General features: G+C 47.6%; 11 protein-coding genes and 6 tRNA genes. 14 read left to right on the top strand and 3 right to left on the bottom strand.

What is annotated here, in order from left to right:
* On the bottom strand, window positions 1-1014 hold the full coding sequence (locus tag BM058_RS06480; RefSeq protein ID WP_090926218.1) for a cytochrome d ubiquinol oxidase subunit II: 1014 nt from the start codon (window positions 1012-1014) through the stop codon (window positions 1-3).
* Window positions 1011-2363, bottom strand: coding sequence for a cytochrome ubiquinol oxidase subunit I (locus tag BM058_RS06475; RefSeq protein WP_090926217.1), 1353 nt, complete (start codon window positions 2361-2363; stop codon window positions 1011-1013). Before BM058_RS06475 ends, BM058_RS06480 begins: the two co-directional genes overlap by 4 nt.
* Before the next feature lie 269 nt (window positions 2364-2632).
* Here BM058_RS06475 and BM058_RS06470 point away from each other — a divergent pair, with 269 nt between their 5' ends.
* From BM058_RS06470 to BM058_RS06430, 9 genes are all read left to right on the top strand, one after another.
* Entirely contained in the window at window positions 2633-3406 is a 774-nt protein-coding gene (locus tag BM058_RS06470; protein WP_090926216.1) for an alpha/beta fold hydrolase, read from the top strand.
* Window positions 3406-4992, top strand: a complete 1587-nt coding sequence (locus tag BM058_RS06465; protein ID WP_090926215.1) for a Mur ligase family protein — start codon at window positions 3406-3408, stop codon at window positions 4990-4992. Before BM058_RS06470 ends, BM058_RS06465 begins: the two co-directional genes overlap by 1 nt.
* 21 nt (window positions 4993-5013) lie before the next feature.
* A complete protein-coding gene (locus BM058_RS06460; RefSeq protein WP_090926214.1) occupies window positions 5014-6225 on the top strand; it encodes a D-alanine--D-alanine ligase family protein in 1212 nt (403 codons plus the stop codon).
* Between the two features lie 85 nt (window positions 6226-6310).
* Window positions 6311-6385: transfer RNA gene (locus BM058_RS06455), tRNA-Glu, on the top strand.
* Window positions 6386-6448: 63 nt separating this feature from the next.
* Window positions 6449-6533, top strand: a tRNA-Tyr gene (locus BM058_RS06450).
* Window positions 6534-6641: 108 nt separating this feature from the next.
* A tRNA-Lys gene (locus BM058_RS06445) sits at window positions 6642-6717 on the top strand.
* Window positions 6718-6731: 14 nt separating this feature from the next.
* A tRNA-Gly gene (locus tag BM058_RS06440) sits at window positions 6732-6806 on the top strand.
* Between the two features lie 4 nt (window positions 6807-6810).
* Window positions 6811-6884 (top strand) — tRNA-Gly (locus tag BM058_RS06435).
* Window positions 6885-6898: 14 nt separating this feature from the next.
* Window positions 6899-6974, top strand: a tRNA-Ala gene (locus tag BM058_RS06430).
* Window positions 6975-7094: 120 nt separating this feature from the next.
* On the opposite strand, the gene BM058_RS06425 is transcribed toward BM058_RS06430, so the two are convergent.
* Window positions 7095-7274, bottom strand: coding sequence for an aspartyl-phosphate phosphatase Spo0E family protein (locus BM058_RS06425; RefSeq protein ID WP_143082984.1), 180 nt, complete (start codon window positions 7272-7274; stop codon window positions 7095-7097).
* Window positions 7275-7474: 200 nt separating this feature from the next.
* Between BM058_RS06425 and sigW the strand changes: the two genes are divergently transcribed.
* The 5 genes from sigW (at window position 7475) to glmM (ending at window position 12387) form a co-directional block, all read left to right on the top strand.
* Window positions 7475-8041 (top strand): RNA polymerase sigma factor SigW, encoded by a 567-nt coding sequence (sigW, locus tag BM058_RS06420; RefSeq protein WP_090926212.1) that lies wholly within the window; start codon window positions 7475-7477, stop codon window positions 8039-8041.
* A gap of 16 nt (window positions 8042-8057) precedes the next feature.
* Window positions 8058-8693, top strand: coding sequence for an anti-sigma factor family protein (locus BM058_RS06415; RefSeq protein WP_090926266.1), 636 nt, complete (start codon window positions 8058-8060; stop codon window positions 8691-8693).
* A 222-nt stretch (window positions 8694-8915) separates the two neighbouring features.
* On the top strand, window positions 8916-9737 hold the full coding sequence (cdaA, locus tag BM058_RS06410; RefSeq protein WP_090926211.1) for a diadenylate cyclase CdaA: 822 nt from the start codon (window positions 8916-8918) through the stop codon (window positions 9735-9737).
* Window positions 9730-11001, top strand: coding sequence for a CdaR family protein (locus tag BM058_RS06405; protein ID WP_090926210.1), 1272 nt, complete (start codon window positions 9730-9732; stop codon window positions 10999-11001). Before cdaA ends, BM058_RS06405 begins: the two co-directional genes overlap by 8 nt.
* Before the next feature lie 33 nt (window positions 11002-11034).
* Window positions 11035-12387, top strand: coding sequence for a phosphoglucosamine mutase (gene glmM, locus BM058_RS06400; protein ID WP_090926209.1), 1353 nt, complete (start codon window positions 11035-11037; stop codon window positions 12385-12387).
* The last annotated feature ends 279 nt before the right edge of the window (window positions 12388-12666 follow it).

The raw sequence follows: 12666 nt of genomic DNA, 5'->3' as shown, positions 1-12666 counted from the left end.
TTAACGATTCCCGCGGACATAATCAGCATCAAACAAAAACAGCCTCATTAACAGAACGAGGGACGGGATCAACAGCAGCAGTCCTGCAATAAAAGCGGCAATCAGTGCCGCTGCCATCGTTTCGTTCACGAACCCGTCGTAGATCGTGAGGTGCGGATATAACAAGTACGGGAGGTGGGAGGCTCCGTAGCCGAACCACGCACTGAAAAATTGGAGCATCACCAGTACGAAGGCCAGTCCGAGACGGCGTTCACGGTAAATCAGCATGACAGCCCCCAGGAAAAACAGGAAGGACAACATGAACATCCAGCTTATATCCAGCATGTTTTGGAAATGTTCAGGATTGTGCCGGCTGATCGTATAGAAGATCAGCAGACTGGCAAGAATGGCCGGCCCCGCCCATAACAATGTATAGCGGCGGAATACCTGGTGGGACGCTCTATCCCCCGCCTGATACGAGTAGTACGTCAAAAACGCGGCCGAAATATAAAGAACACTCACCACGGCCAGCACTACCACGCTCCAGGAATACGTACTAGTCAGCAATTCGCGGAGCAGCAGTGTTACACTGCCTTCCGACACATCCAGATAACCTCCTTCTGAAATCGTAAGCACGATCGTGAATGAAGCAGGGATCAACAGTCCGCTTATCCCGTAGAGAAATGAGTATACCCGGCTGTCTTTGGAGCCATACGTGTTGAAAGCATAGTAGGAGCCGCGTATGGCGATCAGGACAATAGAGATGCTTCCCGGAACAAGAAGCGCCGTTCCGTAATAATACGCGGTGTCGGGGAAGAAACCGACAATCCCGACAAAGAAAAAAACAAGGAACACATTCGTCACTTCCCACACAGGGGACAGATAGCGCTGGATCAGTTTGTTCACCTGGTAATTCTTGCGGGAGAGTTTGTTGTAAAAGTGAAAGAATCCGGCTCCGAAATCGATAGAGCCGACAATCAGGTAACCGTAAAGGAACAGCCACAATACGGTGATGCCGAGTATTTCGTAAGTCATGACGACCCTCCCCGTCTGTCAATGCCGCGGCTCTCGAGTTCATGAGCAACGGGATTGTTCTTGAACATTTTTCGCAGAACGACGGCGCTTGAAATCCCGAGGACAGCGTAAAGTCCGATAAACAGATACAGCATGGCATCGACATGTTCGGAAGTCGTCGCGCCTTCCGGTGTCCGCATGATGTCATGCAGAATCCACGGCTGGCGGCCTACTTCCGCATACACCCATCCCAATTCTGTCGCAAGAATGGACAACGGTCCGCCGGCGGCAATACCCCAAAGCAGAACCTTATGATGCAGCCAGCCCGGTTTTTTCCACCTGAATACCAGGTAGAGCAGGGGGATAAAAACAAGATACATCCCGATTGCTACCATGCTGTCAAAAAAGTAATGCACAATGAGCGGCGGCCGGTCTTCCTGTGCAAATTCCTCCAGACCAGTCACTTCCGCCGACGGCGTGCCGTGCGCCAGAATGCTGAGAGCATAGGGAACTTCAAGCGCATACTGAACGTTATTACCTTCCTTCAGCACTCCTCCTACGACAAGTGGAGCTTCTGTCTGCGTTTTAAAATGCCATTCCGCGGCAGCCAGTTTTTCAGGTTGGTACTCGGCCAGGTATTTTCCCGACAGATCACCGATACCTACCGTACCGATAGAGAAAACAAACGCGGCTGTCATCGTCAGCTGCAATGCTTTTTTGTGATACACATGCCGGTCGCCTTTCAGCATTTTGACGGCGCCGATCATGCCGAGCACAAAAGCGGACGTGAGGTAGCAGGTGACAAGCACGTGGGCGGTTTTGGTCGGAGCCGCCGGATTGAACATCGCAGCAAGTGGGTGTATATTGGTGATCACACCGTTTGTCAGCTCGAAACCCCGAGGCGCATTCATGAAAGAGTTGACCGAGGTGATAAAGAAAGCGGAAAACGAAGCCCCGATGACAATCGGTATCATGAGAAGGAAATGGCGGGTTCTGTTTTTAAACCGGTCCCACGTGTAAAGATATATACCAAGAAAAATTGCCTCGAAAAAGAAAGCAAATACTTCCATGAAAAGGGGGAGGGAAATCGTCTGTCCGGCGAGCTGCATAAAATTCGGCCAGAGCAGGTTCAGCTGCAACCCGATGGAAGTGCCGGTCACCACACCCACCGCCACCGTGACAACAAACCCGCGGGCCCACCTCCGGGCGAGAAGCCGGTAATGTTCATCATGTTTGCGCAGCCCCATCCACTCGGCAAAGGCAATCATCAACGGCACGCCGACACCAATCGTAGCGAAGATGATATGAAATCCGAGTGTCAGGCCGGTCAGCATCCGGCTGAATACAGCCGCGTCATATTCCAGAAACATACCAAACCCTCCTCTTTCTGCTTAGTTATATCCTGCTCTGTGCAAAAATAATATGAAGATTTTTATTCTGTAGATAACATTACAAGTTTGCTTGGAGAGAAAGGGCTGCAAGTGACAAACCGAATGAAAGATACGATTCTCGTTTTGTTTTAGATATGATAAGATATAGTGGCGGCTATGTGTTTTATGGAAAAGAACATAAACAGCGTAGCAGGTGATTATATATACAATATAGATATAAGTCAGCGAAGAATAGGGGCGTTATAGCTGTGAACATAGATATAGACGGAGTGAAGGTGGGCTACCACGTCTCCGGAGAAGGAGCGGATGTGGTGCTTCTTCACGGGTGGGGGGCGGAGCGGAAAGCTTTTGCTCCGGTTCATCAATCCCTGGAGAAACATTTCAGAGTATGGTCCCTTGATTTCCCTGGTTTTGGAGAAAGTGAAGAACCGCCGGAACCCTGGGACGTTGCAGCCTATACCAAAATGCTCGGGACCTTTCTTGAAACGATGCATATCGACCAGCCGATTCTCGTGGGTCATTCCTTCGGTGGCAGGGTATCGATCAAATACGCTGCCGGCAGTCCGGTACATAAAGTGATTCTTGTAGACAGTGCCGGAATCAAGCCGAAACGCAAATGGCAGTATTATGTTAAAGTCTACACGTATAAAGCATTTAAAAATATATTGAACCTGCCGGTATTGAACCGGTATAAAGAAACGATTCTTACAAAAGTAAAAGGAAAGCTCGGTTCCACAGATTATAAAAATGTTTCCGGAACGATGCAGCAGACGTTTGTTAAAGTCGTGAATGAGGACCTCCGCCATCATCTTCCCGACATACAGGTGCCGACACTGCTTGTATGGGGGGAGCATGATGAGGCAACGCCCGTCGCAGATGCCCGTTTGATGGAAGACATGATTCCGGATGCGGGTCTTGTCGTTCTGGAAAATGCGGGTCATTATTCGTATCTTGATAAGCGGCAGCAGTTTTTGTTGGTAATCGATTCTTTCCTTCAAAAAGATAAAGGGGAGAGGAAGTAATGACAGGCATACTTATACTATTATTCCTGGCAGCCTGGGGCTGGCACACGGCCCGAATCGTGAAAACCAGCACTCATATGCTGCAGTTAAATGCCTATCGGACAGAACGATACTGGAACTGGGTGGTTTCACACACGTCCAAAGCTTTTCCGGCACAGAGCTTTCTTCCGTTTCTTTCCTTTCTTCCATTGATTTTTGGAAACGAAACGGCAGCGTTAACCGCGGGAACGCTTATTTTTGCGCTTTTGGCCTATTTCACGGCGGAAGAACAAGAAAAGAAGAAGCTGGTCTTTACTTCCAGAGTGAAGAGGCTTCTTGTTACAACCGGGGTATTATTTGCGGTGACTGCTCTGCTGGGCATTATTTTCGGCACAGGGCTTGAAAGCAGTATTGGATGGTTTCTGCTGCTTATGGCAGGTTCCTCCGTTCTCACGTATTTTTATACCCTTGCTGCCAATGTTATCAACTGGCCGGTGGAAAAACAGATCAGCCAGTACTACTACCATGATGCGGAGAAGATAATTAAACAGATGAACAACCTTGAAGTAATTGGTGTGACGGGCAGTTACGGAAAGACAAGTACGAAACACATTCTCGAAACCGTCCTGTCGTCTGAGTTTAATGTATTGATGACTCCCGAGAGCTATAACACAAAAATGGGAGTAACCAAGACCATCCGGACGATGCTGAAACCCTATCACAATATTTTTATTGCGGAAATGGGAGCAAAACAGGAATATGATATTCAGGACATAAGTGAACTCGTTCATCAGAAATACGGAATACTGACCGCTATCGGGGAGCAGCATCTGGAGACATTCAAGACACTTGATAATATCAAGAAGACAAAATTTGAATTAATTGAGACACTCCCGCATGAGGGGACGGCTTTTCTGAATAAAGATGATCAGAATATCATGTCTTACCAGCAGCGTAATCAGTGCCGGACGATGTATTACGGGATTGATTCAGTGGATCTTCATTACCGGGCTGCTGATATTTCCTATTCTTCCAAAGGGTCGGAGTTCACCGTTTATAAATACGATGGAACGTCGGTAAAGATTCAGACGAAACTGCTCGGTCGTCATAACATCTACAATATTCTTGCCGCGATAGCGATGGCATCGGAAAAAGGCATTTCTTTTGAAAAGATTGCCCGTTCTGTAAAGCAGGTCGCGCCGGTGGAACACCGTCTGGAACTGAAAAAATCATCCGGCAATATTACTATTGTAGACGACAGTTTCAACTCGAATCCGGTCGGATCGAGAATGGCGCTTGAAGTGCTGGGACAGATGCCGGAATACAAGATGCTTGTCACACCCGGAATGATAGAGCTGGGAGAAAAAGAGTATGAACTGAACAAGAGGTTTGCCGAATATGCTGCAGATGTCTGTGACTTTGTCATATTAGTCGGGAAGAAACAAACGGAACCGATGCAGCAGGGACTGGCAGACAAAGGATATCCCAAAAATCAATATTATGTAGCGGAGAACCTGCAGGACGCCCTTCAGAAAATGAACGAGCAGGCGGTTCAGAAGTCAGTAGTTCTGCTGGAAAATGATCTCCCGGATACATTTAACGAGTAATCAAACGAAGGAGAGCTGTACATGAAAACAAGGGTAGGGGTATTTTTCGGCGGTGTGTCGGTGGAACATGAAGTATCCGTTATTACCGCTCTGCAGGCTGTGCAGGCGATGGACGACTCGAAATACGAAGCGGTCCCTGTGTATATCAGCAAAGACCGCTCCTTTTACACCGGTGAACAGCTGCTGGATATAGAAAACTACAAAGACATGGACAATCTGCTGGAGAATGCACAGAAAGTCACACTCACGACTTCAGAAGATGAAAGCGTTCTGCTTCAGAAAGACCCGATTCCTCGTTTTGGAAAGAAAACCATTACAGAAATAGACCTTGCTTTCCCTATTTTCCACGGTACATTCGGAGAAGATGGAGTAATGCAGGGATACTTTGAACTGCTTCATCTTCCTTACGTAGGATGCGATGTGCTGTCTTCAGCAGGCGGCATGGATAAAGTGGTAATGAAACAGATTCTGCGGGATTCTGGTGTTCCGGTTCTCGATTATGTCTGGTTTTACAGCAGCCACTGGATCGAAAACAGCCGGGAAATGACCAAAATGATACATGAAAAACTTGGTTTTCCGGTCATTGTGAAGCCGGCCAATCTTGGCTCCAGTGTCGGTATCAATAAGGCGGAAAATGAGCGGGAACTCGAGGAAGCGGTGGAAGAAGCTATGGAGTTTTCCTCCAAACTCCTCGTTGAAACAATGGTTGAAGACATGAAAGAAGTGAACTGTTCGGTTCTTGGAGATTATGAAGAGGTGGAAGCGTCTGTTATCGAAGAAGTGCTGAAATCTGAAGATATCTTGAGTTATGAAGATAAATATCAAGGCGGCAGCGGCAAAGACGGCGACGGTGCTAAAGGAATGGAAAGTACAGACCGTATCATTCCTGCGGAGCTTGAGGAAAGCAGGGCAAAGGAAATCCAGGAACTTGCCAAGGACACCTTTCAGATTCTCGGGTGCAGCGGCGTGTCCCGTATTGATTTTCTTATCGATCAGAACAAGGACCGGGTATATGTAAATGAAATCAACACGATACCAGGCTCTCTCTCGTATTATCTGTGGGAGCCGGCCGGCAAAGATTATACGACATTAACGGATCAGCTTATTCAGCTCGCGTTGAAACGTAAGAGAGAACGGGATAAACTCGTTTTTTCCATCGATTCCAATTTGTTTTCCATGCAGAAGGCAGGCGGAGGAAAAGGAACCAAGAGCGGAACAAAAAGTTCCTCCTGATTTAAAAAAAGTATTGCAATAACCTAAGTACTTAAGATACAATGTCTTGTGTCAGCAGACAAGGTTTTGATTCTGCTGGAGAAATGGCCCGTTGGTCAAGTGGTTAAGACACCGCCCTTTCACGGCGGTAACACGGGTTCGAATCCCGTACGGGTCACCATTCTCCTTTTTTCATTGACATTATGCGCTTTTTTGGTATAATGGGTAAGTGTCTTTTGAAGATGGAGGGGTAGCGAAGTTGGCCAAACGCGGCGGACTGTAAATCCGCTCCTTCGGGTTCGGCGGTTCGAATCCGTCCCCCTCCACCATTTGTTTAAGACGTTGTTTTTTCGGTTACAATGGAGTACAATGAAAATCAGTTCTTTTTACATACAGTAGTGAAGATCTGTCGTGTACGGAGACCATTTATTAAAGAAGAGCCATTAGCTCAGTTGGCAGAGCATCTGACTTTTAATCAGAGGGTCGGAGGTTCGAATCCTCCATGGCTCACCAATTTTCAAAGGAACGCGGAAGTAGTTCAGTGGTAGAACACCACCTTGCCAAGGTGGGGGTCGCGGGTTCGAATCCCGTCTTCCGCTCCATGATGCGGGTGTAGTTTAGTGGTAAAACCTCAGCCTTCCAAGCTGATGTCGTGGGTTCGATTCCCATCACCCGCTCCATTATACATACGTACGGGGCCTTAGCTCAGCCGGGAGAGCGCCTGCTTTGCACGCAGGAGGTCAGCGGTTCGATCCCGCTAGGCTCCACCATTTAATCAAGCAAACCCAAAGCTCAGCTCCTTCAGCTGAGCTTTTTAAGGTATGAGTGCTTTTAAAAGCACAAAAAATCCGCCTTATAGAAACCTGGCGGAAAAAAGGGTAAATGATAAATTAGTTGGCGGGAGCAGCAGGCTGGTTGTCACGGCACCATCCGTTATACATATTCAGCAGGTGGTCGAGTTCTTTGCTGAGGCGGATAACCTCTTCCGAAAAAAGGGACTGTCTGCAGGCCTGTCTGTTCAATTTCTCTCTTTTTATTTCAATCTCCCGCAAAAGAAGTTGTTCTGACAAGATTGTCACTCCTCATTCAGAATATCCTGTATATTATCGCTCATTTCCATTGTATTGAAAACAAGGAAACATATCTTTTCACAAAATTGTCATTTTTATACCTTTCCTTCTAAAACGTGATACAATCGTATCGTCTGAAACGAAAAACGCTGTGATACGTAGATGAAGATACCCTGAGAAAATGGGTGGAGGTCGAGAACATGGATGCGGTAGTGAAACGACTGATAAAAGAGATTAAAAAAGAAGGAGATCAGGATGCTTTTGCTGAACTGGTAGACCTGTATAAAGATAAAGTGTACCAGATCGCCTACCGGATGACCGGGAATGGATATGAGGCACAGGATATGGCTCAAGAGGCGTTTTTACGGGCGTATGCCAATATTGAGAGCTATGATGAAAGCCGGAAGTTCTCGACATGGCTGTTTCGTATCACGACGAACCTGTGCATCGACCGGATCCGAAAGAAGAAACCTGATTATTCCCTGGATGCTGAGATTCAGGGAACGGATGGATTGACCGGCTACTCGCAGTTAGCCGCTTCACAGAATCTACCGGAAGACCAGGTGGTTACGCTGGAACTGCAGGAATGGGTGCAGCAGGAAATATCCCTTCTTCCGGAAAAATACCGGGCTGCTGTTATACTGCGTTACATAGAAGATTTGTCCATCACAGAAATCAGCGATGTGCTGGATCTGCCGGAAAACACGGTGAAAACCCATATTCACCGCGGCCGGGAAGCCTTGCGCAAGAGGCTGGGCAATGCGTGAGGAGGGAGGAATGACGATGAGCTGCGAAAATCGATATGAAATTCTGCTGGATAAATATCTGGATGGAGAAATTAATCAGGAAGATCGTTTAGAGCTGTTTGAACATATGGAGACGTGTGAAGACTGCGCGGCCCGCTTACGCGAATTGAAAAAAGCAGTGATGCTTGTGCAGAGTTCCTCCCATATATCGGCCCCGGACGGATTCACAGAAAGCGTGATGAACAGCCTTCCAAACCAGAAAAAACGGGTGACATGGAAGAAATGGTCAAGACAGCACCCGTTCTTTGTGGCAGCGTCGCTTTTTATCATATTGATGGTCTCCAGTCTTTTTTCAGTATGGAACGAACAGGCCGGAGGAGATATTTCCGTTCAGGGAAGCCGGAACGTAGCCATCGACGAAGATGCCGGAACGGTTACTATCCCCGAAGGAGAGACGGTAGAAGGGGACCTGACGGTTCGCAATGCGAAGGTTGAAGTAGAAGGAGAAATCACGGGGAGCCTGACCGTAATCAATGGAGAAAAGTATCTCGCATCAGCCGGTGATGTGGCAGGAGATATAGAAGAAGTGGACCAGGTGTTGGAATGGGTATGGTACCACACGAAACAAATAGCAGGAGACGTCTTCCCGGCCGGCAGGGAAAGCAAAGACTAGATTTATTTCTTTTCACATTTTTACACACTTATACGTGAAACGAGACGGGTATTCCGGCGACTAACATACCGGATGCCCTTTTTTATTATAAAATGAAAGTTCCATAACAAAATAAAAAATAATAACAACAAGTCTTTGTTCATTATCAAACAGAAGCAGAAAATATGATATAATGAGAGCGTTGTTTTCTTTTTCTGGTCAGACTTAATTGGAGGAAGCGAGATGTTTACAGGAGGAGACTTTCAGTTTTTAGGTCTGCTGCGGGCGGTTGTGGATATTGCGCTTGTGGCTTACGTAGTATATAAATTAATCACTGTAATCCGCGGGACCAGGGCTGTTCAGCTGCTGAAGGGAATTACTGTCATTCTCGCAGTATGGTTTTTGAGCAGTTTCTTCGGACTTCGCACCCTGCAGTGGATCATGGGTCAGGCTGTTACATACGGACTGCTGGCTATTATTATAATCTTTCAGCCTGAACTGCGCCGGGCCCTGGAACAACTGGGGCGTGGACGCATTTTCGGAAGAACGGCAACGCCGGAGGAAGAAAACGATCTTAAAACCGTAGAAGCGATTATGAAGTCTGTGAAGTATATGGCAAAACGCCGGATCGGCGCTTTGATTTCTATAGAGAAAGAAACAGGAATGAACGATTATGTGGAAACAGGCATCCCGATGAATGCTTCGGTAACGTCGGAATTATTAATTAATACCTTTATTCCAAACACCCCGCTTCATGACGGGGCTGTCATTATGAGACGAAATGAAATATCAGCAGCAGCCTGTTATCTGCCGCTGTCGGAGAATCCATTTATCTCCAAAGAGCTCGGCACAAGGCACCGCGCAGCTCTTGGCATCAGCGAAGTGACCGATTGTCTCACTATCGCTGTCTCGGAAGAAACCGGAGGGATTTCAGTAACCAAAAATGGAGACCTGCATAGAGACCTTGATGAAGAAACACTTCGTGCCATGCTCGAAAGAGAATTAATGGCGGACGTGAAGAACACCTCCAGTTTGTGGCAGTGGGGAGGGAAAAAACATGGATAGACTGTTTAACAACAAATGGTTTGTGCGGTTCATTTCCCTTCTCCTGGCCGTAATGTTGTATGCAATGGTGAACATGGATAATGTCAGCAACACTCCCAGTGTACTGCCGGACGATGAGGAGGGCTCTTACACCGTGCAGGACGTTGGAGTGGAAGTATACTATAATGAAGAACAGTATGAAGTGACCGATGCGCCGCAAACGGTGAGTGTAGAGCTGAGAGGCCCCCAGACCTCGATCATGCTTTTCCAATTGTCGAGACCCTCTTATGAAGTGTATGCTGATTTAGAGGAGATGGGGGAAGGTACTCATAATGTAAGACTGCAGCAGCGGAACTTCCCTGCTGACCTGGAAGTGTCTATTACACCGCGCGTAGTTCCCATAGAATTGCAGGAACAGGAGACAGTTTCTTACCCCGTGGAAGTGGATATTAACAACGAAGCAGAGGTAGAAGAAGGATATTCTCTTGGGAAAGCAGAAGTATCACCAGGAGAAGTGGATATTCAGGCCCCGCAGGAAATACATGAAAACATAGACAGAGCAGCTGCTTCGGTAGATGCTTCCGGAGCATCGGAAGAACTGGAAGAAGAATCACAGGTAACAGTATACGACAGCCAGGGCAATGAACTGGATGTGGCAGCGGCGCCTGAGATGGTCAATATCTCTGTACCGGTGGAGAAGCCTGAAGCTGAAGTTCCCATAAGCCTTTCCAGAGAGGGGAGTCTTCCTGATAATGTAAGTGTCGTCTCCCTGAATATGGAACCGACGCGGGCCTCCATATTCGGACCTCCTGATGTAATTGGAGATATCAATACGCTGGAAGCAGTGCTTGACTTAAGCCGGGTTCAGGAAAGCGGAACACTTGAAATTCCTCTTGAGGCACCGGAAGGCGTGGAGCAGGTGGAGCCGCAGAACATTGCTGTTGAAGTGGAAGTTGGAGAAGAAGAAGAACGTACAATAGAAAATGTACCTATTACAATTGAGAATATGCCGGATTCGTATTCGTACACGGTAACGCAGCCGGACGAGCTTACTTCCGACGTTACCGTATACGGAGCGGCATCTGTTCTGGATGGCCTGAGTGAGAGCGAACTGACACTCACTGCTGACTGGGAAAACCGCGAAGGTGGATCAAGCCCTTCTGTTATCCCTGTTCAGCCGTCAGGTCCGCCTAACGTGCAGGTAGAACCGGGAGTTGAAGAGATCACACTGGAATGGTCGGAAGAATCGTCTCAGAACAATCAGGACACAAACGCAGACAACTAAGAGAAGAGACGGAAATGAAGGAGAGATCATGCAATGAGTAAGATATTTGGCACGGATGGTGTCCGAGGTATTGCAAACACGGAACTCACCCCGGAGCTTGCGTTTCGTCTTGGCCGCAGCGGCGGGCATTATTTAACGAAAGAAGGAGAACATCCAAAAGCCTTGATCGGACGGGATACCCGGGTTTCCGGCGAGATGCTTGAAGGAGCTCTTGTTGCCGGACTTCTTTCTGTCGGCGTGGAAGTCATGAGGCTCGGGGTGATTTCCACACCTGGTGTCGCTTATTTAACAAAAGCGGTCAGTGCCCATACAGGCATTATGATTTCCGCCTCTCACAACCCCGTGGAAGATAACGGCATTAAGTTTTTCGGCCCGGATGGGTTCAAGCTTACAGAAGCACAGGAACAGGATATTGAGGATTTGTTGGAAGCAGACGATGAACTGCCCCGTCCTACTGCTGAAGATCTTGGAGTAGTAAATGATTATTTTGAAGGCGGCCAGAAATATCTGCAGTTTCTGAAGCAGACTGTCAATGAGGACTTTTCCGGTATCCATGTCGCCCTTGATTGCGCCAATGGATCGGCTTCTTCCCTGGGGCCGCATTTGTTTGCAGATCTGGACGCGGAGATATCTACCATCGGTAACAATCCAAACGGTTTGAATATCAATGTAGATGTTGGTTCCACGAACCCTGAAACACTTGTTTCCTTTGTAAAAGAAAAAGGTGCGGATGTCGGTCTTGCTTTTGACGGCGATGCAGACCGTTTGATTGCGGTGGATGAGAAAGGTCAGATCGTTGATGGCGACAAAATTATGTATATCTGTGCAAAGTACTTAAAACAAGAGCTGATGCTCGCGGATAACACGGTTGTAACGACGGTGATGAGTAATCTGGGGCTGTATAAGGCTCTTGAAAATCTCGGTATTCAAACGAAAAAGACAGCTGTCGGCGACCGTTATGTCATGGAAGCAATGAGAGAAGGCGGTTACAGCCTCGGTGGTGAACAGTCCGGTCATATCATCTTTTTAGACCATGTCACGACCGGAGATGGGATGCTGACCGCCCTGCAGCTTGTTGATATCATGAAAGCATCCGGAAAGCCGCTTTCGGAACTGGCCGGCGAAATGGAGAAGTTTCCGCAGACGCTCGTGAACGTAGCCGTTGTCAACAAAGAGAACATCCATACCAATCCACATGTAAGCGAAGCAATAGAGCGGGTGGAAAATGAAATGAACGGAAACGGCCGCATCCTGGTACGGCCTTCCGGAACAGAATCACTTGTCCGCGTCATGGCCGAAGCCGAGACAAAGGAACTGTGTGACAAGTATGTACAGCAGGTGGCCGATGTGGTCAAGCAGTACATGGGGCGTGAAGAAGAAACATAAAAGCTGGATCTGCCCGCACTTCCCCGCTTGTTGCTGCATATACTGGCAGAGAAACATGTTTTTGCATGCAGTAGAAAAGGTAAAGGTATCCTGCAAGTGATGCCTTTTGCCGGCTGGGACATTTATCCCTTTATTTCTTTCCTGTGGTGCCATCATACAGAGGTAGGCATCCAATCCGCTGTTTGGAAAAAAGAATCTGCTTTTTGATGAAGAAGAGCGTGTCCCAAAATAGATGTTCTTTCTCTCTTGAAATGAGCACAAACATCAAGGAATAAGGGA

The sequence above is a fragment of the Salibacterium qingdaonense genome, assembly GCF_900114715.1.
GTDB classification, from domain to species: Bacteria; Bacillota; Bacilli; order Bacillales; family Marinococcaceae; genus Salibacterium; species Salibacterium qingdaonense.
The sequence above is the reverse complement of the archived record's forward strand: the minus strand, read 5'-3'. Positions and strand labels throughout refer to the sequence as shown.